The organism is Pseudoalteromonas qingdaonensis, assembly GCF_038739665.1.
GTDB classification, from domain to species: Bacteria; Pseudomonadota; Gammaproteobacteria; order Enterobacterales; family Alteromonadaceae; genus Pseudoalteromonas; species Pseudoalteromonas qingdaonensis.
Map to the genome: position 1 here is coordinate 1 of NZ_JBCGCU010000016.1, position 21,568 is coordinate 21,568.

Here is a 21,568-nt window from a genome sequence, read left to right on the forward strand (position 1 = left end):
TAGCGAGCAACACAGAGCAGGATGCGTTTAGATGAACCCGTAGGGCAGCGCTTGTAGCGCATTTCTACTGTGTTGTTACATGTTTATGTAGAATAACTACACCACACATGTGCCGCCTTGTATAAATGCGCTACAAACTGCTGCAGAAACAAACAACAAAGGTCAACAGACCCTTATAAGTGTAAAGGAAAATAACATGAAAAAATCACTACTTTTAGCCATTGCCGCAGGCCTAACGTTAACTGCTTGTTCTAAAGTAACGCTAGAGAACTATGAACAAATCAAGGTGGGCATGGACCGCGCAGAAGTAGAAGCGCTATTGGGCAGCCCATCAGCCTGTGAAGACAAGGCCTTACACACTAACTGTATCTGGGGCTCAGAAAGCAAAAATATTCAGATCACTTTGGTATCAGATAAAGTAACTCTTTATACTGAAAAAGGACTGTAATACAAGCCCGGTGGCGCTGCCAGCCTCCATGGTGCAGTATTAACTCTGCTGCACTTCGCCTATAGGCTCTAAAGCCACCACGGCAGAGCGATTTACCGTGATCTTATAACGCTGGGCATATTTTTCGCCAGCGCTAGTATGAGTGACCAATACCAGGTTAATTTGGTAACGCCGCTCTACCGTATGCTTGCGGATCCCCTTGCCAGTATATTCATACAGTTTCCCTTCCCCTTTACGTAAATACCGCACCATGGGTGCTAAGCTAATACTGCTTGTCTGATTTAAGGCATCATAGCCAGGCAAGAACTCTTTTACCAAAATTTCATTTTCAAGCTGCATATATAGCCACTTGGCCGCCTGTTTATTTTGCTGGCGACGCTTAGAGAAAATAGCGGCAATGTCTTTTGGTATGCGTTTAGGCCTTATATATTCTAGCCAGACTTTTTGTTTACCTATACGCGTACGTGTGGTGCTATTGTAAAATATATTCAGCCATTTTGCGCGGCCGCGAATAATTCGACGCCATAGAAAATAGGTAACGTCTTCCTTAAATATTTCCCGCAAACCATAAATAGCGCCCAATAAAGCCACCAGGCCTACCGTAACCTGGGTAAAGTTGGTACGGGCGTTAAGCACCAAGACCATAACAAAGGCCATGATCACCGCGGTCACCAAGCCCTTTACCATTCTTTTTAACATGGTATTTAGGTTTTTTGTTTCTCTTTTTAATACCACTCCATGCTCAATTAAGCGCTGTAATAACAACATCTTGTTGGCAAGGCGGTTGGGGTCTTCCAGGGTCGAGGAGGAATTATAACGGGCAGTTTCGCGATGCTCTTTTTCATCCTGACAATATTGCAATAACTGCGAACGCTCCAGGCTAAAATCTGTGGTTTTCGGCGCCTTGTCGAGCAATTTTAAAATACCCTGCTCGACATACCAACTAAGAAAGTTATCGGCATTGTGATAAAAGGACAATAGCTTTTTATCTCGTGGTTTATAGCGACGTAAGCGTTTTAAAAGCCGTTGAGCTTCGCTCATTAATGCCAGAGCGCGTATATAAAACTCATCAGCCTCGTTAATATTCAGCGCTTCGGCAATATCGGCATCTATCGCCAGGCGTACCTGATAGCAGTATAAATTCAGGTTTTGCCGGTATTGTTGATCATCACCGCGAACCTTACTCACATAGCGACTACGAACCAAAGGCAAATGTATGCCGCTGGCGTTATAAGCCAGATGACTTTTTATATGGTTATAGTAAAAGCTCTCTTCACTCAGGGTGTTGGGGTTAATGCCCATTTCGTTGGGGATACAAAAAAACAATTCGATACGGGTGTGAGATTTAGGGTGCAATGCTTGTCCCAACGCCAAACGCAAGCCTTCATCAAGTTTGAGCGTAGCAATTTCGTGCAATTATTCAGCTCCCCTATTTTGTTGATAATACCTATTTTTGATAATAAAAGTATAACCTATTTTTCAGGGATAAAAAAAATGCCCATCAGCACGCTGACAGGCATTTTAATGCTAAGGCTTAGAGCCAATTAGAACTTAACGTTCACACTCGCGAAGAAGCGACGACCTAGTACGTCATACGTGTACGGGTCAGTGTTAGAATCGTTATTACCTGTGTAGTAAGGCGCTTGCTTATCAAACAGGTTGTTTACACCACCAGATAGCGACACAGTGTCGTTGAAGATGTATGAACCGCTGATATCGTGGTAAACCACAGTGCCAACGCTTGGTACTAGACATTCAGCGTCTTCTTTTAGACAAGAGAAGTCATCAAGACCGTCGATCATACGTGCTTGATACTGAGCATCCCAGTTGTCACCGGCAACATTTAGCGTGAAGTTAGTCTTGTACTCAGCATAGCTACCCATGTTTGAAGTAACTAAACCAACGTAATCAACACTGCCAGCACCTTCAGACTCAACGATGTACTCGTCCATGATGGTGATATCTAGGCCTGTACGCCAAGCTAGACCAAGACCGTCAAACGCATACTTGAAGTTTACGTCATAACCCTTGGTTTGCTCAGTACCAATGTTTTTCAACTGGTTGTTGAAGCTGATACGGCCCGTGCTTTGGTTAAAATCAACGCCTGCAAACTGACATAGGGCAAGATCGTTATTGATATTGGCACCAGTGGCCTTATCCAAGCAGGTTTCTACTATGTACTGCACGTTTTCACTGGCAATGGCATTTTCGATTTCGATATCGAAGTAATCAACCGTCATTGAGAAACCGTCTAACCATGAAGGCGCGTATACGAAACCAGCGGTTAGCGTATCTGCTTCTTCCGGAGTCAGGTCGGCATTACCACCTACGGTAACTTCCGCTTGCTTCTGTGCACCTGGGAAGTCAACCTGATTAAAGGATGGACCTTGACCTGCGTATAGCTCGTTTACAGTCGGAGCACGGAACGCCGTTGAACGTACCGCACGAACCATAAACTCGTCGTTTACACGATAAGTTAGACCTAGCTTCCAGGTCTCATCAGAGCCGAAAGTGCTATAATCGAACGCCCGTACGGCTGCACTTAGGTCGATGCTGTCAGCAAATGCTGCATCGGCAACTAGCGGCACAGCGAATTCAACATAGGCTTCGTTTACGTCGAAACGACCGCCCGTTGGGTCAACGCGAGGATCATTGGCAAGACCTTGTGAAGTTAGTGAGTCTGGGATATACCAGGCTTTTTCTTCACGACGCTCGATGCCCGCAGCAAAACCTACATAACCGGCTGGAAGCTCAAAAAGCTCACCATTTAGGCCCGCTGACATGATCAATAACTGGCTACCGCCCGAGTTGTTTTCGGTGTAGATGTCATCAGTTAGGTTACCAACTTTCCAATGCTCTTGGTTTAGTGGATTGAAGGTACCTGCAGCGATTTTGTCTTGAATTGAACCCATGTTCAGCAGGTTAGTGGCGCGGTCAACCGAGTCGTTACGACCGAATACTACCGATGTATCCCAGCCCCAGCCGTTGTCGAACTCACCGTTTAGGCCAATTACGGCACGTACGGTATCTACTACTTGCTCGTAGCCACGAGGACCAACGTCAGTCATACGACGGCCGTAAGAGATGGCTTCACCGTCAGCAACACCATGCGCCAATAGTGAATCACCCATGTTTTCGGCGTCATAGTTGAAGTCGAACCATACTGGCTGAGGTGCCATTTGCTGATCTGACCAACGCTTAGAGTAGGTGAATTCAGTCGTTAGAAGAGTTGTGTCTGTAAGCTCAAAGTTACCAATACCAGTCAGGTTAAGACGACGCATTGGCGTATATAAATAGCTCGATGGTGCGAAGTTATAGGCATCCTTCTCAGCTGTATAATCGTGCCAGCTGCCATCTTCATTACCTTGTAGATCTGCTGTGTCGCCCCATACACGGCCAAACGGCGAGTAAGGAGAACCGCCACAATAGAAGCTGCCGTTGTCGTAATCTTCTTCGATTGGACAATCAGAGAAATCACGGTCAGCCTGAGAAGCATCGCCACGGTCTGTGTACTGAAGACCGATAACCACGTTACCACGGTCGAAGCTGGTACCCATGGTAATGTCGAATGAAGTCTCATCGGCATCGCCTTCACCTGTGATGGCGCCGCTTAGGTTCATGTCCAGACCTTCGAAATCATCTTTAAGGATGATGTTCACAACACCGGCTACCGCGTCGGTACCGTAAACGGCAGAAGCACCGTCTTTTAGTACTTCAACCGATTTGATCATAGAAACTGGGATGGTGTTAAGGTCAACCGTAGACGCAGCCCCTGTACCTGAGTTGATCATACGACGACCGTTTACAAGTACTAGCGTACGCTGAGCACCTAGACCACGTAAGTCAACACGGGCGTTACCACCTGAACCGTTGTTTACGGCTGGGTTGGTCATAGCACCGCTGGCTGCGGTCATTTTTTGTAAAACGCTGTCGATGCTGGTTGCACCCATGGCTTTAATATCGTTGGCACCGATAAGGGTAACCGGAGATGCGGTTTCCATATCAGTACGCTTGATGCGTGAGCCTGTTACTTGAATCTTTTCAATTGCTTCGGCTGAAGAATCCGCGGCAATTGCTTGAACACTTGAGAACATAGGCAATGCTGCTAAAACAGCTAGCCCTAGTTGTGTCTTTTTCATAATAAACCCTACTTGTTGAATTTTCACCCGTTTAGGGTGGTTATGCAGTTCATATTTTTATGAATTTACTGCATAACGCCGAGCAACTTAGGTTTAATTAACTGAATGAAAACTGAATGAAAGTTCAGGTATCAAACAGCGCAAAATACCCCGAGTTTTCCCATAAAAGCATGTAACCACTTGTTATAAATGTTTACGCCTATAAGCCTTTAAAAATGCGAACTAAGCGCCTTTGTAAATGACAATGTTTGATACCTGAAACTATATGCGATGATTTTGTAACTCAATGTAATCGAGGGTGATGGGCTTTGCTTAATCGAAAATTTACAACTTATACACAGGCCGTTATTCATGCATTTAAAATATACGGGTTAAATTAATAGCTTAGCTGCACTCGTTTTGGACTTGCTTAAAAAGCAACAATGAAAGGCGATTATAATCCACCCAATTATCGGTGAATTTATATGCAAACAGGTAGTTCGAATGGGTTTGGCTAAACAGCCGTGAGAATGAAGTGTAAGCCGCAAAGTGGGCTACGGCGATATGCTGCCCTGGAGGGGCTGTACCGGAGGCTAGGCCGTGATTACGGATAGGTAACGTTAATGGGATAGGCCAGAGTTTGCACTTGCCCCCGGTGGCTGACCCGAACGTCCAGCTGCCAAAGCATGTTAGGTTCGGAGCAGGCACCGACCATGATGTCCGCCTGCCATAAGCGCGCGTCAATTTGCTTAAAAAGCACCGGGATAGTGCCCATATACATGGTGATCCCCTGCATCTTTGCGCTCTCTATCAGGGCGTCGGCTGGCATCTGCAAAGACACAGAAAACGGTGACTCGGGATGGACACGCTCAGCACTGAGAGCAAAGTGAAATGGCTCGATATCCAAGGGGTGATAATCGCAACAATGGGTAAGCTGCGTATCTTTGGCTATACTTTCTTTGGCAATGCTTTCTTTGTTTATACTAAGATTGCTATCGTTACACGCAGTTAGTGACGGTAGCGCCGCGAATAGGGACAGCAAAATAAGACAGTGACGGGGGTAGTTCGACAGCAGCATGGTTATTTATTGAACATTGATTTGCCATCAATATTAACCAATGGGATCCCCACTGACTAGGCATGAGTTAAAAATTCCCCAACATCCCGTGATAATTTGATTGAAGTCATTATTTTAGCCATTTGCGCTATCTTTTTGAGGTCAAAAATTTTATTATTTCGAACGCAAATAATAAGAGTGTTGTGAGTCTGCTTTCTGAAACGCTTCGTAAAATGAGAGTTTTAGGTAGCCGGCTTTGACACCATCAGTAGGCCCTATTCGCAAGAGTAGGTATTTCATTTCTAATCGCATAATAATGCAGCGGAAACCTGACAATGAGCCAAACAGTAGCATCACAAACTGAGTACAACTATAAAGTTGTTCGCCAATTCGCTATTACGACAGTGATTTGGGGCATCGTTGGCATGAGTATTGGTGTATTAATTGCTGCCCAGCTTGCCTGGCCAGCATTGAACTTCGATACCCCATGGCTAACATACTCTCGACTGCGTCCGTTACACACGAACGCCGTTATCTTCGCATTCGGCACCAGTGCTTTGTTCGCAACGTCTTACTACGTTGTGCAGCGTACCTGCCAAACGCGCCTTTTCTCCGATAAACTTGCAGCTTTCACCTTCTGGGGCTGGCAACTGGTTATCGTATTAGCCGTCATTACCCTGCCTTTGGGTATTACCAGCTCGAAAGAATATGCCGAGCTTGAGTGGCCAATCGATATCCTAATCGCCGTCGTTTGGGTTTCTTACGCTGTTGTCTTCTTTGGTACCTTGGTTAAGCGTAAAGTATCGCATATCTATGTTGCCAACTGGTTCTATGCCGGCTTCATTCTTACGGTTGCGGTATTGCACATTGTTAACAGCATGGCAATGCCGGTGTCACTGACTAAGTCATACTCCATCTATGCCGGTGCCGTTGATGCCATGGTACAGTGGTGGTATGGCCACAATGCGGTAGGTTTCCTACTGACTGCTGGTTTCCTTGGTATGATGTACTACTTCGTACCTAAGCAAGCGGGTCGCCCTGTTTATTCTTACCGTCTATCGGTTGTTCACTTCTGGGCACTTATCTCTTTATACATCTGGGCTGGTCCTCACCACCTACACTACACTGCTCTACCTGACTGGACTCAGTCACTAGGTATGGTGATGTCAGTAATTCTTTTCGTACCTTCTTGGGGTGGTATGATCAACGGTATCATGACCCTGTCTGGCGCGTGGCACAAACTACGTACCGACCCGGTACTGCGTTTCCTAGTTGTATCTCTTTCTTTCTACGGTATGTCGACGTTCGAAGGCCCAATGATGGCTATCAAGTCAGTTAACGCGCTTTCACACTACACTGACTGGACCGTAGGTCACGTACACTCAGGTGCCCTAGGTTGGGTTGCTATGATCTCAATCGGTGCGACTTACCACCTGATCCCAGCACTATTCGGCCACAGCCGTATGTACAGCGTGAAACTGGTTAACACCCACTTCTGGCTACACACAGTTGGTGTTGTACTCTACATAGTTGCTATGTGGATCTCTGGCGTAATGCAAGGTCTAATGTGGCGTGCAGTAAACGAAGACGGTACGCTTATGTACAGCTTCGTACAATCGCTAGAAGCTTCATATCCATTCTATATCATGCGTTTCCTAGGCGGTGTATTCATCGTAGTAGGTATGCTGGTAATGGCCTACAACAGCTATCGCACTATTGCAGCTAAGAAAGGCTCAATTGCAGACGATGCGCAAGCACAAATAGCTTAAGGGATAGGATGATGAGCAATAAAAACTCTAGCAACAAACATGAAATTGTTGAAAAGAACGTTGGCCTGATGGCCATCCTCACGGTATTTGCTATCAGCTTTGGTGCCCTTGTGGAAATCACTCCCTTGATGTTCCAGCAAGACACCACTGAGCCGGTAGACGGTCTACGCCCACTAACGGCGCTAGAACTTGAAGGCCGCGACATCTATGTACGTGAAGGTTGTTATAACTGTCACTCTCAGATGATCCGTCCTTTCCGTGACGAAGTTGAACGCTACGGCCACTACTCGGTAGCCGGTGAAAGCGTTTGGGATCATCCATTCCAGTGGGGTTCTAAGCGTACCGGTCCTGATTTGGCTCGTGTTGGCGGACGTTACTCTGACGATTGGCAATATGCGCACCTAATGGACCCACGCGCCGTGGTTCCTGAGTCGAATATGCCAGCTTTTCCTTGGTTAGATGAAAATCGAGTAGATACAGAGTACACCCTGAAGAAACTACAAATCTTCCGTGATAGCTTTGGTATTGATAAAAATACCGACCGTTATAACGGTTTAGGCTACGGCACAGATGAAGAGTTACAAGCTCAGGTTGACGAGATTAATGCTATGAACAACAACCAAGGTGCGACTGAGATGCAAGCGCTTATCGCTTACTTACAGCAACTTGGTACACACTTGAAGTAATTATTATGGATTACGGCACGTTCAGAGGCATTTTAACTCTGGTAATAATGGTACTTTTTATCGTGATTGTGTTGTGGGCCTTCAGCAAGCGCAGCAAAAAGCGCTTCGATGATGCCGCCAACGCCGTGTTTGAAGACGAAAAGAAACACCAAAGCACAATCACCAATGAGGAAAAGGAGTCTGAGAAATGACTAGCTTTTGGAGTATTTGGGTCATCGTTCTAACCTTGGCCTGTCTAGTTCTTCTCTTCGGCCTACTGGTTTGGAACTTAAAGAACTTCGTAGGTGTTGAAGAAGGCGAAAGCTGTGGCCATGAATTTGATGGCATTGAAGAAATTAACAACCCGCTACCTAAGTGGTGGACCTACATGTTCTTCGCGACCTTCGCGTGGTCCGTGTACTACCTTGCCGCCTACCCAGGCCTAGGTAACTTTGAAGGCTTCTTAAAGTGGAAGAGCTCTAACCAGGGCGTAACTTCACTTGAAGAGTCAAAAGAAGCGGTTGATAAAATGCACGCTGATGGCTACCGCATCCAGTTGGATGGTGAGTACCGTGCGGCAGACGAAAAATTCGGACCTATGTTCAAATCTTTCGCCCAGCGTGACGTATTGGATCTAGCATCAGATGAGCAAGCAATAGAAATCGGCCAGCGCCTTTATCTACAAAACTGTGCTCAGTGTCACGGCTCTGACGCTCGTGGTGGTGACGGCTTCCCTAACCTAACCGACAAAGATTGGTTATACGGTGGTACGCCAGACAAGATCAAAGAAACAATACTACAAGGTCGTATTGCGGCTATGCCTAGCTGGGAAGCTGCCCTTGGTGGCGAGCAAGGCGTAAAAGAAATGACTGCCTTTGTATTAAGCCTTTCTGGTCGTACGGTTAACCAACGTGATGCGGACGCAGGTAAAGCTAAGTTTGCCATGTGTGCGGCTTGTCACGGTGCAGATGGTAAAGGCTCGGTTGCTCACAACCTACCTTTCGGTGCGCCTAACCTAACCGACAACACCTGGTTATACGGCAGCGGTTCAGCGCGTTCGGTAGAAGAATCTATCGCTAACGGTCGTGCCGGTGTGATGCCAGCGTGGAAAGACATCTTAGGCGAAGACAAGGTTCACCTGTTAACCGCCTACGTATACAGCCTGTCGCAAGACAAGTAAGCATACGAATTTAATCGAAATCAAAAAAGCCTCCTATTTGGAGGCTTTTTTTTAGGTTTTTATCCGCCAATGCCGTAAAATAGCCGCAACTTAATGGCAACTAACTTGGTATTATGAACACAACTCCCTGGTATAAGCAGTTTTGGCCTTGGTTTTTACTTTTCTTCCCTCTTACAACCATTATTGCCTGTGTTGGCCTTATCACCATGGCGGTGGGCAATGGCCCGGATATGGTGGTCGATGACTATTATAAAAAAGGCAAAGCCATCAACCTGGAGTTAACCAAGTTCGACAAGGCTAAGGCTTTGTATTTGCACGGTGATCTGCAATTCACAGATGAGCGTATCAGCTTTACCTTCACCAAGGGCGATGACTCAAAAGTCGCAGCGCTTAACATAGGCTTATATCACCGCACGCTAAGCGATAAAGACATCAGTTTTCGTCTCACTAAAAACGCCCATGGCCAGTTTACCACCCTGCTTGATACGCCTATTGAGCAAGGCGCCTATACGGTATTTATCACTCCCTTTGATAACAGCTGGAAGCTAAAAGAAAACATTCAACTGCCGCAAGTCGACACGATTAAAGTGAGCCCCGAGTATAAATAGATGAGCATGCCGTCCTGTTTTCATTGCCTAGAGCCCATTCCCAAGGGCTTTAATGAATCGGTTGTGGTTAACAATAAACCCGAACCCATGTGTTGTATCGGCTGTAAGGCAGTGGCCGAGACCATTATCGCTCAGGGTATGAGCGACTATTACAAATTCCGTACTGAGTCAGCCGGCAAGGTGCAGCAGCTGGTGCCCGAGCAGCTGGCGCTGATCCAAAGTTATGACAACGAGTCTATCCAGCAGGAATTTATTTCCCATCAGGGCAATGACAAAGAGGTGCTGCTCAGCGTTGAAGGCATAAGCTGCGCCGCCTGTGCCTGGCTGATTGAAAAGCAGCTATTGGCTCACTCTGGAGTGAAACGGGTTGATGTAAACACCTCCACCCACCGCGCCATGATAGTGTGGGACGACACCCAGGCCAAACTCAGTACCTTGATCACCAGCCTGGCGGAAATAGGTTATAAATCTTACCCTTTCCAGGCCGATAATGAAGCGGCACAAAAGCATGTGCAGGCCAAGAGCTTTGTCCGCCGCCTTGGTGTGGCAGGTTTAATGACCATGCAGGTGATGATGTTTGCCTTTGCCATGTACTTTGGCATGTTCTCCGGCATGGAAGATAACTTTGAACAGTATTTCCGCTGGATCAGCCTGACGCTGGCGACGCCTGTGATCTTCTACTCGGCGCTGCCGTTTTTAAGTAACGCCATTACCGGCTTAAAAGCCAAACAATTAAATATGGATGTGCCCGTCTCCCTGGCCATTTTTGGCGCCTATTTTGCCAGTGGTTATGCCACCTTCACTGGCACCGGCGAGGTGTATTTCGAGTCCATCTGTATGTTCACCTTCTTGCTGCTGCTGGGCAAATATTTAGAGTTTCGTGCCCGCCTTAAAGCCAGCGAGTTCACCGCAAACCTGCAGCAACTGCTGCCGCTCACTGCCCGCGTGGTCGATGGCGACAACGAAGAGCAGTTAGTCAGCGCCAAGCTGTTAAAGCTTGGTGATATGGTGCGCGTTAAAGCCGGTGAAACCATAGCCGCCGACGGCCAGGTTATCGGCGGGCGCTCCAGCGTTGATGAGTCCATGATGACGGGCGAACATCACCCTGTTAACAAAACATTGGGCGATCAGGTCCATGCCGGCACGGTAAACCATGACGGGGTATTAACCCTGAAAGTGAACAAGGTAGGTCAAAATACCCTGGTTAATCAGATTATTCGCCTGCAACACAGTGCCCTGAGTCAGCGCCCGAAAATCGCCCAGATCACCGACAAGGTAGCCCAGTGGTTTGTTGCTTGCTTGTTGGTGTTTGCTTCCATTACCGCACTTTCCTGGTATCAAATCGACCCGGAGCACGCGTTTTGGATAACCATAGCCGTATTGGTTGCCACCTGCCCTTGTGCCTTAAGTTTGGCAATTCCAACAGCCCTGACCTGCGCCGTGGCCAACCTCACCAAGCGTGGGGTTTTAATAAAGCAAGCCCATGTGCTGGAAACCGCCACCAAGTTAACCAAGGTGGGTTTTGATAAAACCGGCACCCTCACTTATGGCCGCTTCGCCATAGCCAAAATGGACATTCTCGATGCCGCCTACAGCGAGCAGGAGTTAAAATCCTTAGCCGCCAGTTTAGAGCGCTATTCCGAGCACCCCATTGCCAAAGCCTTTAGCGATATCACCCCTATTCACCCGCAGCCCGAGCAGGTTGAGGTGCATACCGGCTTTGGTGTTGCTGGCATCTGGCAAGCGCATAAGGTGCATATTGGCAAGGCCAACTGGTTTACCCAGGAGTTGGCACTTAATGCTCAGGCTGTACTTTTTATCGACCAAAAACCTGTGGCCGCCTTTTATCTGCAAGATCAGGTGCGCGACCATGCCGAGGCGCTGCAAGCTGAACTAAAAGAGCAAAATATCAGCCGCGTGATGCTTACCGGCGACCCGTCCACTGCTGGCAAACAGCTGGCGGAGCAACTTGAACTTGATGCCTACCATGGCGCCTTACTGCCCGAAGACAAGCTGGCGATAATGCAAAAGTGGCATGGCGAAGGTCAGGTATGCGCCATGATTGGCGATGGCGTGAACGATAGCCCGGTATTTAATGCCGCTCACCTGTCTATCGCCATGGACAGCGGTGCCGATATTTCTAAAAACACCGCCGATGTGGTACTGCTTAACAGTGATTTACGCTCGGTGGCGCAACTTATTCGCGTGGCCAAACAGACGCGCCGTATTATCAGGCAGAACTTAACCCTGTCTTTGTGTTATAACGGAGCTATTCTACCCCTTGCCGCTTTGGGCTGGGTTGCTCCCTGGATGGCGGTGATCGGCATGTCCGCAAGCTCGATTATTGTTATCACCAATTCACTACGGTTGCTGCGCTTATGAGTATCATCTACGTCCTAATCCCCATTGCCATTTTGTTTGTGCTTATCGCCATTGGCATCTTTTTCTGGGCGGTAAGAAGCGAGCAGTTTTCCGATTTGGAAAAGCAAGGTCACAGTATTCTCTTTGAAGACGACAAAGAGGAACACGACAAGAGCAATGAACGAGATTAACTTTGCCGCTGCCCTGTTAATGGGCTTGGCTGGCAGCGGCCATTGCGTCGCCATGTGCGGTGGTATCGCTGGCACGTTTCAGCTTGCCAGCCGCGATCTGCCGCCGCTTGGCGCCACCCTTGCCTATAATCTCGGGCGCTTAAGCAGTTATACTTTAGCCGGCGCTCTGGTCGGCGGCTTTAGCGCCGCATTTGCCAGTCAAAATAACCATATCAGCCAAGGGCTCAGCCTGCTCAGTGCGGTGTTTATGATCCTTGTAGGCCTTTATGTTATGCGCCTGTTTAATCCTTTGGGCGGCATAGAAAAGCTCGGAAACTGGGCCATTTGGCGCCATATCGTCAAGCTGAATCGTCATCTGATGCCGGTTAACAGCTACCCAAAAGCCCTTTTATACGGTGCCCTGTGGGGCTGGTTGCCCTGCGGTTTAGTCTACAGCGCCCTCACCTGGGCTATTTTTAGCCAAAGCGCCGCCGATGGCGCTTTATTTATGGCCTTGTTTGCCCTTGGCACCTTACCGGCGCTGCTCGCCTTGGGCTTGGGTGCTAACGCCATTAAGGGTATACTTAACCAAACGTGGGTGCGCCTGGTCTTAGGTAATCTATTACTTTGGTATGGGCTCTATAGCTTGGTTATTGCAAGTGCCTCGCTAGTCACGTAGATTTAACTTCATCTCTTGCTTACCTTGGAATGTAAAATGGACGTAAAAACACAACTTTCTGGTAAATTCGCCGGTAAATCGAATTGCACCATTAGCTGTACCAACTGCTCTATCTCTCAGTTGTGCCTTCCTTTTAGCTTAAATGGCGATGAAATGGACCGCCTTGATGAAATCATCGAGCGCAAAAAGCCACTGCACAAGGGCGACTACTTGTTCGAGTCTGGCAATAAGCTAAAATCTATTTTCGCGGTACGCAGCGGCTCATTTAAATCCTTTACCCTTTCCGAGCAGGGTGAAGAGCAGATCACCGGCTTTCATTTAGCGGGAGATTTAGTAGGTTTCGATGGTATTCATACCGCGACTCACCAAAGTTTTGCCCAAGCCATGGAAACCTCCATGGTGTGTGAGATCCCCTTTGAAACCTTGGATGAACTGGCCGGACGCCTGCCTAAGTTACGTCAACAGATCATGCGCCTGATGAGCAACGAGATTAACTATGATCAGGAAATGCTCTTGCTTCTCAATAAAAAGACCGCAGAGCAGCGCCTAGCGTCGTTTTTACATACCCTGTCTCGCCGCTTTAGCGAGCGCGGCTTTTCAGCCCGTGAATTCCGCCTCACCATGACCCGTGGCGAAATCGGCAACTACCTGGGTTTAACCGTTGAAACCATCAGCCGTTTATTAAGCCGTTTTCAAAAAAGTGGCTTTATTAGCGTTGACGGTAAATTTATTACCATCAATGATCATCAGCAACTTGCTCAGGCGGCAGCCATTTCTACGCCAAGCAGTTGATCTGACTCAAACTAAGTCCATTAGCGCCTTTTAATATCAGGGATTTCTATTACACTCATAGGTGTATTGAAATACTCTTAAAATTAGGTATTAAGGAGGCGCATAATGGATAAAATTAAACGTATACTTGCAGTTGTTGACCCTTCCGTCGAGGCACAGCAGAGCATATCCCGAGCCGCTGAAATAGCGCGTAACACAGGCGCACAGATCACCGCCTTCTTATCCATCTACGATTTCTCTTATGAAATGACCACCATGCTCAGCGGCGATGAGCGCGAAGCCATGCGCAAAGCGGTAATAGCCGATAAAGAGCAATGGCTGCAATCATTAGCGGCGCAGCATGAAGATATCAGCTTTGATACCAAGGTGGTTTGGCATAACCGTCCTTTTGAAGCCATTATTCGTGAAGTGTTAGAGCATGAATACGACTTGGTGATCAAGGGTACACATCAGCATCACGCCCTAAAATCTGTGATCTTTACCCCTACCGACTGGCACCTTATTCGTAAATGCCCCACGCCTTTATTATTGGTGAAAGACCATAAATGGCTGGTTGGCGGCGCCATTTTAGCAGCCGTGAATGCCTCGAGCGATGATGAGCAGCATCAGGCACTAAGCCAGCGCATCATCCAAGATGCCCAGTTTATCAGCAAGATTGCCAAAGGCGACTTGCACCTGGTGAACGCCTACCCTGCGACACCGGTCAATATTGCCATCGAAATTCCCGAGTTTAACCCGTCGCAATACAATGAAACGGTCAAAGAGCATCACCTTAGCTCTACCCGAGAGCTGGGGGCTCAATTCGGTATAGCCGAGCATCATCAGCATGTGGAAGAAGGCCTGCCGGAAGATGTGCTGCCACGCCTGGCGAAAAAGCTCGACAGCGAATTAGTGGTAATAGGCACTGTGGGCCGTACCGGACTCAGCGCCGCCCTAGTAGGCAATACCGCCGAGCATGTGATCGACAGCCTGGACTGTGACGTGCTCGCGCTTAAGCCGGATGGCTACCGCAGTCCCTTAGAAGATTAAGGTTTTTCAACTCCCAAAGGCAGCATCCGCTGCCTTTTTCTTGATGCCTTGAGTGCGTCAGCCTATAATACGCGCCTTTGATTTTTAGCCTTAGAGGGTGCCCAGGTGTCGCATTCAGTACAAGCCAAAGCGCAATACAATTTCAACAAACTGCAAAAGCGCTTACGCCGCCATACCGGTCAGGCCATTGCCGACTTTAATATGATTGAAGAAGGCGATCGCATCATGGTGTGCTTGTCCGGTGGTAAGGACAGCTACACCCTTTTGGACATACTGCAAAACCTGCAACGCTCGGCGCCTGTGAACTTCGAGCTGTTTGCCGTAAACCTGGACCAAAAACAGCCGGGCTTCCCCGAGCATATCTTGCCTGAGTACCTCAATGAGCTGGGTATTGAATACAAGATAGTCGAGGAAGACACCTACGCCATAGTTAAGGATAAGATCCCCGAAGGTAAAACCACCTGCTCGCTGTGCTCACGCTTGCGTCGTGGCATCTTGTACCGCACAGCCAAAGAAATGGGGGCAACCAAGATAGCCCTGGGCCATCACCGTGACGATATGATAGAAACCATGTTTTTGAACATGTTCTATGGTGGTAAGTTAAAGGGTATGCCGGCAAAACTAATGAGCGATGACGGCCAGCACATGGTTATTCGCCCGCTGGCGTACTGTAAAGAAGTGGATATTGCCGAGTATGCCCAGCATAAGCAGTTCCCCATTATCCCTTGTAACCTGTGTGGCTCACAGGAAAACCTGCAACGACAAAACATCAAAGCCATGTTGCAGCAGTGGCATAAACAGCATCCAGGGCGCATCGAAAGTATCTTTACTGCGATGCAAAACGTGGTGCCTTCACACCTGGCCGATACAAATTTATTTGCCTTTAGCGATTTGCAAACCGGTGAGGTGATCGACGGCGGTGATATGGCGCTGGATAAGCCGGAGTTTAACGAAAGCCCTGCCACCGAAGCCGAAGCTGAGGGCGTGGTTAAGATTCAAGCCATTGAATTAATTTAAAATCAGCTAATATAAAACATTAAAAAAGCGCCTTAGGGCGCTTTTTTAAACTGTCTAAAATCGCAAATTATTTAGCTATCCAAGGGGTGATACGAGCCAGCTTACTACCATCCACCAACACGGTTTCACTCTCTTCCCACTTATTTTTAATTTTGACCTTACAGCGGGTCTCGACGCACTGCCAGTCCGAAGGGACATCCGTTGGTACAGAGCCACTAAAGTGCAGTTGAATACCTTGCTGATCCGGCAACAAGAAAGACATCAGGGTGCCAACAAAGAAACCGGAGAGATCCGCCAACAGCTCCTCAAGCTCATTATTCACCTGATATAACTGCCCTGCTGTGATCCCCTGCTGCGGCATTTTTGCTTCAATTTGCATGCTTAACTGACAGCCGCCAGCACTAGCTGGGGTCACCACCACCATGGCCTTATGGGTATCAAGCTCTTTATCAAAGGGCAAGAACAGTTGGCCTTGGTCGTCGTAAGTTAAAGGGTAACTTTGCTTTTCCGTTATGATTTCCCCTGCTGCTATGTCACAGGGCTCGGCATCGGCATAGGTTTTTAAATAAAAACCAACCTGCGCATATTGGTACTCGCCCTCGTTTACGACTTCCATGCGATCATAAAAGCCGTCATAAGACATGACCACAGGCTCGGCGGCGGCAGCACCAAACGACAGGATTAAAAACGGAGATACCCAGAAAGTCAGTTTATTCATCAAAATACGCCTTATTATGGTCTATCATAGCGTGCAGCTCTTCAATATAGGCTTCACCGCGCTCGGAGTAAGACATTAACCCATAGGCCAGCGCTTTAGCGGTCAGTGGCTGCTGTGCCTGGCGCAACTCAGCGCGTATATCGCGCAGCTCGCGATAGGCATTATGGGTGTTAATGTTATAAAAATAGGCATCCACCGCTTCTTGTACCGACTGATACACGGCCACTTCATGTTTGGCTCCCTGATTGCGACGATTGGGAACCAGGCCACAACCCTCACTAAAGCACCATTGACCAAAAAAGTTTAAGCCGATACGAGCAAAGCGCGAGGTGCCCCAGGCCGACTCATTAGCTGCCTGCATCATTACCAGCTCTTTGGGGATCACATCCACGCGACGCAGTGCCTGTTGTAAGGACAGCTCGCTTATCTCTTCATCCGCAAAACCATATTCGGCAAAGATATCCTCTACCTTCTGCTCCTGGGTGGTGGATAAGGCCTGCTGATGCTGAATCATCATTAGGGCAATTTCCAAGGTCGCACGCTGATCCCGCACTCGGCTGTTGGCTTTTTCCACCGGGCCACGAATAAAATTAAAGAACTGAGATTTTTTCTTTTTAATATCGGTTACTTGTGCAAAATCAGGCAGCTTAACATTGTGCCTTGGCTTTTCCACCACTGGCTTTTTAACAACCTGCTCGGGCGTTGATTCTGTAACTTGCACACTCTGCTCCTGATCCCCCCAAATAAAGGGATACAGCAAGCCCGTAATGGCGACGATAGTAAATAAAATGAGTCTCAGTTTTTTGATCATGACACCTCTGGTATTCATTTGCCTGGATAAACAAACCGTGCATTATATCCTAACAGCGGCAAATACGAAATAATCACTACTTTGCAGCTAACATCATACAAGACAAGGAGTTATTTATTGTTTACACTCAGTACATAATACTCAGGGTTACGAGCACTGCATGGCCGATATTTGGCAACAAAGACGCACAGGTGAAGATAAGCATCGCCCCAACGATAACCGCTCTTCGTGGCAGGTTGACCGCTCACGTATCATTCATGCCGCCGCGTTTCGCCGCTTGCAGGCAAAAACGCAAATTATGGGCATTGGCCTAAACGACTTTCATCGTACTCGCCTTACCCACTCTTTAGAGGTAGCGCAAATAGGCAGTGGTTTACTGCGCCATTTGAGCCGACAACATCCAGAAATCACCTGTTTGCCCGACGACTCCCTGTTGGAAACCCTGTGTTTAGCCCATGATATAGGTCATCCACCCTTTGGCCACGGCGGCGAAATTGCCCTAAATTATATGATGCGCGAACACGGTGGCTTTGAGGGCAATGCCCAGACTTTACGCATTGTCGCCAAGCTTGAGCCCTATACTCAGGGCTTTGGCATGAACCTCACCCGCCGTACCCTGCTTGGCTTTATAAAATACCCAGCGCTGCTCGACACTCTTTGGCATAGCAAGCCATCCGAGCCGGCGCAGCAACGCTATATTAAGGCCAATGAATGGCGCCCGGCCAAGGGGCTGTATAGCGATGACAGTGACTTGGTTGACTGGATCTTCGCCCCTTTAAGTGCCGCGGACAGGGCCTTATTCCAAAGCCACCAGCCCCAGGATAGCTTTCGCGCCAAGACCTTATATAAGTCGGTGGATGCCTCTTTAATGGAGCTGGCCGATGATATCGCCTACGCGGTGCATGATCTGGAAGACGCCATAGCCACCGAGCAGATCACCATTCACGACTGGCAGTCCCACGCCGAGCCCATGCTGGCCGAGCTCGACTGCCCCTGGCTCGAAGGTGCCAATATGGCGCAGCGCTTATTCTTCCAGTGCGAGGCGCAGCGTAAGGACCTTATCGGTGAGCTGGTGAACCTCTTTATCACACAAGCTAAATTGCTACCCACCGAGGGTGACTTTAGCTGCCCTATGCTCGGCTACCAGGTGGTCTTGCCGCCCAGTTATCAGGCCTTGCTGGATTGTCTGAAAAACTTTATTTATAAGCGCCTTATTCGTGCGCCACATATGCAGCAAATAGAATTTAATGGCCAAAAACTGATCATTGAATTATTCGAGGCCTTTGCCAGTGATCCCCTGCGTTTATTACCAGAAACCACAGCCGTCGCCTATCGTCAGGCGGAGCAAGCCGGCACCAGCACCTATAGAGTATTGTGTGACTACCTCAGTGGCATGACCGACGAATACGCCTATAAAACCCACCAGCGTTTATTTAGCAGCGGCGCATATTGACCAAAAAGCCTCGTTTTCTAACGGTTTTGCCGCTGCGGGCAGTTGTACCCTCGTCATATTGACCTATTATTATTGATGCAACTGCTTGCATTTATTCGCCTTAATCGGATACCCCTATAAAGGAAATCGGATGCCATTTGTCGCCCTCTTTATTGTTATTTTTGCCTTGGTGCTAACACCTAGGGTCGATGCTGGACAGCAATCCCCCTTGTATCTGGAAGAGCGCCAAGCCATTGTTAAAGACATAGATAAATACGACTGGATCCGCCTGAGCTCAGGGGAGTGGCTAAAAGGTGAATTTAAGGCCATGTACGACAAACAAATTGAGTTCGACAGCGACATACTCGACACTCTGTTTATCGACCGTGAAGACGTCGATATGGTCATTTCCGGACGAGCCCATAGCGTGCGCTTTAACGACGGCTATGTCAGCGAAGGCGCCTTGCTGATCGGCCCAAGTTACGTGCAGATAGGCGCAAATAAATTGGCTTATTTACCCAAAGATCTGGTATCTATCGCCGCCAGCGCCAAGAATGAAGGTGGCGCCTGGTATGCCAAGGTGGGTGTCGGCGCTAATTTAAGTCGGGGCAACACAGAGCAAAGTGAGCTCTCCGCCACGGTTGATATCAAACGGCGCACCGCTACCAATCGACTGCTGATAAGCGCCCTGGCGGCACGCACCAGCAACGACGATGAAGTGACCGAAAATAATGTCCGCGCCAGCGGCACCTTCGATTGGTTTTATACCAAGTCCCTGTATTTTCGCCCAGTGTTTTTCGAATACTATCGCGACCCGTTTCAGAATATCGACCATAAATATACGCTCGGCGCCGGTGTGGGTTATTACGTTATTGATGATCAGCGCTGGGAATGGGATATAGGCATGGGTCCGGCCTATCAAAGAACGCAATTTGCCAATGTCGGTATTGACGAACCCAGCAGCAACTCGACGACCTCGGTTTATTTGTCGTCAAATATGGATTTCGAGCTGACCTCGGACATAGATTTAACCTTTGACTATCGTTTTACCCTTGCCGAGCAAGCAGCCGGAGGCAATGCCCAGCATGCCCTGATGGGCGCCTCAATAGACATCACCAGTGATATAGATTTCGATATATCTCTGCTTTGGGATCATCTGCAATCTCCTATCGCCAATGCCGATGGCACTGTGCCAAAAAAGGATGACTACAAGATGATCGTAACTTTTGCCGTCGAGTTATAGGAGTGGACATGGCCTCCCTAAATCCTAACTTTCACAAGCGCTTTGGTAATAGCCTAGGCACAGCCCTAGCCACCCTCATATTAACATCGCCAGCCTATGGCGCCACGGTCGAAGAGCGCTTGGCCGCTCTGGAGCAGCGCATTGTCGAACTAGAGCTGCAGTTAAAGCGTAAAGACGCCGAAATAGAACAACAGCTCAAACTTAAAGACGCTGAAATTGCTGCCATTAAGCGCCCTTTAGCTGCGGTTAAAACCCAAACCGAGCAACCACAAAGCAAGCTTGATGGCCGCATTTATCAAGAATATGAGCGTCCCAGCTACCGCTTTAAAACACCGCCAAAAAGCATCTTTTTAAGCGACTCAGACACCACCTTGCAAATAGGCGGACAAATCTGGCTCGATGCCATTTATAACGACGGCGACATGGCCAATCGCGGTGGCTTCCAAACGTCTTCCATTCTTTTGAACGGCGAAAGCAATGTCGATAAAACTCTGCTCAGTGCCGGACAATCCAAGCTCTCATTTCGCAGTCATACCCCCACTAAACACGGCGATATGACTACCCGCTTTGAGTTCGATATGTTCGATGGCGACGGTAATGCCGACTTTAACCTCACTCACCTTTGGGGTGAGCTTGGCAACTGGGGCGCCGGGCAGACCTTTAGCGGCTTTATGGATATCAATTCCTTCCCTAATATTCTCGATTATTGGGGTCCGTCGGCCATGGTCTTTGCCCGTCACCCGCAAATTCGCTATCGCCGCAATTTAGACAATGGTAATTCCTGGGCCCTGGGCATTGAACGCTCAGATGCGGATCTGGCCTTACCCTTTTATCTCGACCCGGCAACACTGGAGTACAGCGAGCAAAACGACTGGCCCGATGCCAGCGCCAGCTATACCTACCGCTTTGATCAGGGCTATATTAAAACCGCGCTGCTGCTGCGCTCTGTAGGATATAAAACAGCTCAGCAAAAAGACGAGGTTTGGGGCTGGGGCATTAATGTCACCGGCACCTATGATTTGAATTACAGCCACAGCCTGAAATTTCAAATCGCCAATGGAAAGGGCATAGGCCGCTATCTAAACGATCCCTGCTGCCATTATTACGCCGATATCACCGGCGGCAGTGATGCGGGCCTCGACGGCAATGGCAAGCTGACCGCCATAGGTGCCACGGCTGGTTTTATCTATTTGGATAAACAATGGAACGACAACTATACCTCTTCCATCGGCATTAGTTATGTGGATATCGACAATATAGTAAGCCAACACCCCTTATCCTTTAATAACAGCCTCTACAGTACGGTGAACCTGATTTACAACCCGACCATAATGTCGCGTCTCGGCATTGAGCTGCAATATGGTGAACTGGAAAATTATCGCGGCGATAAGGGCGACAATTTCCGCTTGCAAACCTCTTTTGGTTTTAAATATTAGGAACTTAGGCGTGATTCACGCAACATTTGCTGTGA

General features: G+C 48.3%; 20 protein-coding genes. 15 read left to right on the forward strand and 5 right to left on the reverse strand.

The window, feature by feature from the left end; translation table 11 throughout:
* Nucleotides 1–196 precede the first annotated feature (196 nt).
* Entirely contained in the window at nucleotides 197–448 is a 252-nt protein-coding gene (gene bamE, locus WCN91_RS12745; protein WP_342679632.1) for an outer membrane protein assembly factor BamE domain-containing protein, read from the forward strand.
* A gap of 39 nt (nucleotides 449–487) precedes the next feature.
* Here the strand turns inward: bamE and WCN91_RS12750 are convergent, their stop codons facing one another.
* The 3 genes from WCN91_RS12750 to WCN91_RS12760 all read right to left on the reverse strand — a co-directional run bounded on the left by WCN91_RS12750 (nucleotide 488) and on the right by WCN91_RS12760 (nucleotide 5,644).
* Entirely contained in the window at nucleotides 488–1,864 is a 1,377-nt protein-coding gene (locus tag WCN91_RS12750; protein WP_425416040.1) for a hypothetical protein, read from the reverse strand.
* Between the two features lie 128 nt (nucleotides 1,865–1,992).
* The gene (locus tag WCN91_RS12755) at nucleotides 1,993–4,587 is read right to left on the reverse strand and encodes a TonB-dependent receptor plug domain-containing protein (RefSeq protein WP_342679634.1); all 2,595 of its coding nucleotides are present in this window, start codon (nucleotides 4,585–4,587) and stop codon (nucleotides 1,993–1,995) included.
* Nucleotides 4,588–5,170: 583 nt separating this feature from the next.
* Entirely contained in the window at nucleotides 5,171–5,644 is a 474-nt protein-coding gene (locus tag WCN91_RS12760; protein WP_342679636.1) for a hypothetical protein, read from the reverse strand.
* Between the two features lie 314 nt (nucleotides 5,645–5,958).
* Between WCN91_RS12760 and ccoN the strand changes: the two genes are divergently transcribed.
* The 11 genes from ccoN to ttcA all read left to right on the forward strand — a co-directional run bounded on the left by ccoN (nucleotide 5,959) and on the right by ttcA (nucleotide 15,893).
* Nucleotides 5,959–7,392, forward strand: coding sequence for a cytochrome-c oxidase, cbb3-type subunit I (ccoN, locus tag WCN91_RS12765; protein WP_342679638.1), 1,434 nt, complete (start codon nucleotides 5,959–5,961; stop codon nucleotides 7,390–7,392).
* A gap of 11 nt (nucleotides 7,393–7,403) precedes the next feature.
* Nucleotides 7,404–8,078: a cytochrome-c oxidase, cbb3-type subunit II gene (ccoO, locus tag WCN91_RS12770; RefSeq protein ID WP_342679640.1), complete on the forward strand. Its 675-nt coding sequence runs from the start codon at nucleotides 7,404–7,406 to the stop codon at nucleotides 8,076–8,078.
* A gap of 5 nt (nucleotides 8,079–8,083) precedes the next feature.
* Entirely contained in the window at nucleotides 8,084–8,269 is a 186-nt protein-coding gene (locus WCN91_RS12775) for a cbb3-type cytochrome oxidase subunit 3 (RefSeq protein ID WP_105189573.1), read from the forward strand.
* A complete protein-coding gene (gene ccoP, locus WCN91_RS12780) occupies nucleotides 8,266–9,237 on the forward strand; it encodes a cytochrome-c oxidase, cbb3-type subunit III (RefSeq protein ID WP_342679643.1) in 972 nt (323 codons plus the stop codon). The genes WCN91_RS12775 and ccoP overlap by 4 nt, the downstream gene beginning before the upstream one ends.
* A gap of 113 nt (nucleotides 9,238–9,350) precedes the next feature.
* Complete coding sequence (locus tag WCN91_RS12785) at nucleotides 9,351–9,845, forward strand: FixH family protein (RefSeq protein ID WP_342679644.1); 495 nt, start codon at nucleotides 9,351–9,353, stop codon at nucleotides 9,843–9,845.
* Nucleotides 9,846–12,227: a heavy metal translocating P-type ATPase gene (locus tag WCN91_RS12790; protein WP_342679645.1), complete on the forward strand. Its 2,382-nt coding sequence runs from the start codon at nucleotides 9,846–9,848 to the stop codon at nucleotides 12,225–12,227.
* A complete protein-coding gene (ccoS, locus tag WCN91_RS12795) occupies nucleotides 12,224–12,397 on the forward strand; it encodes a cbb3-type cytochrome oxidase assembly protein CcoS (RefSeq protein WP_105189569.1) in 174 nt (57 codons plus the stop codon). Before WCN91_RS12790 ends, ccoS begins: the two co-directional genes overlap by 4 nt.
* Nucleotides 12,384–13,055 carry a sulfite exporter TauE/SafE family protein gene (locus WCN91_RS12800; protein WP_342679647.1) on the forward strand — a complete coding sequence of 224 codons (672 nt, stop codon included), beginning with the start codon at nucleotides 12,384–12,386 and terminating at the stop codon, nucleotides 13,053–13,055. Before ccoS ends, WCN91_RS12800 begins: the two co-directional genes overlap by 14 nt.
* A 36-nt stretch (nucleotides 13,056–13,091) precedes the next feature.
* A complete protein-coding gene (locus tag WCN91_RS12805; RefSeq protein WP_342679649.1) occupies nucleotides 13,092–13,847 on the forward strand; it encodes an FNR family transcription factor in 756 nt (251 codons plus the stop codon).
* 105 nt (nucleotides 13,848–13,952) lie between these two features.
* Complete coding sequence (gene uspE, locus WCN91_RS12810; protein ID WP_342679651.1) at nucleotides 13,953–14,876, forward strand: universal stress protein UspE; 924 nt, start codon at nucleotides 13,953–13,955, stop codon at nucleotides 14,874–14,876.
* Nucleotides 14,877–14,981: 105 nt separating this feature from the next.
* Nucleotides 14,982–15,893, forward strand: coding sequence for a tRNA 2-thiocytidine(32) synthetase TtcA (ttcA, locus tag WCN91_RS12815; protein WP_342679653.1), 912 nt, complete (start codon nucleotides 14,982–14,984; stop codon nucleotides 15,891–15,893).
* Nucleotides 15,894–15,960: 67 nt separating this feature from the next.
* Here the strand turns inward: ttcA and WCN91_RS12820 are convergent, their stop codons facing one another.
* Nucleotides 15,961–16,611 carry a DUF2987 domain-containing protein gene (locus WCN91_RS12820; protein WP_342679654.1) on the reverse strand — a complete coding sequence of 217 codons (651 nt, stop codon included), beginning with the start codon at nucleotides 16,609–16,611 and terminating at the stop codon, nucleotides 15,961–15,963.
* A complete protein-coding gene (locus tag WCN91_RS12825) occupies nucleotides 16,604–17,422 on the reverse strand; it encodes a glucosaminidase domain-containing protein (protein ID WP_342679655.1) in 819 nt (272 codons plus the stop codon). The genes WCN91_RS12820 and WCN91_RS12825 overlap by 8 nt, the downstream gene beginning before the upstream one ends.
* 160 nt (nucleotides 17,423–17,582) lie before the next feature.
* Here WCN91_RS12825 and WCN91_RS12830 point away from each other — a divergent pair, with 160 nt between their 5' ends.
* From WCN91_RS12830 to WCN91_RS12840, 3 genes are all read left to right on the forward strand, one after another.
* Nucleotides 17,583–18,875, forward strand: coding sequence for an anti-phage deoxyguanosine triphosphatase (locus WCN91_RS12830; RefSeq protein WP_342679657.1), 1,293 nt, complete (start codon nucleotides 17,583–17,585; stop codon nucleotides 18,873–18,875).
* Nucleotides 18,876–19,005: 130 nt separating this feature from the next.
* On the forward strand, nucleotides 19,006–20,097 hold the full coding sequence (locus WCN91_RS12835; protein ID WP_342679659.1) for a DUF481 domain-containing protein: 1,092 nt from the start codon (nucleotides 19,006–19,008) through the stop codon (nucleotides 20,095–20,097).
* An 8-nt stretch (nucleotides 20,098–20,105) separates the two neighbouring features.
* Nucleotides 20,106–21,533, forward strand: coding sequence for a DcaP family trimeric outer membrane transporter (locus WCN91_RS12840; protein WP_342679661.1), 1,428 nt, complete (start codon nucleotides 20,106–20,108; stop codon nucleotides 21,531–21,533).
* Nucleotides 21,534–21,568 lie beyond the last annotated feature (35 nt).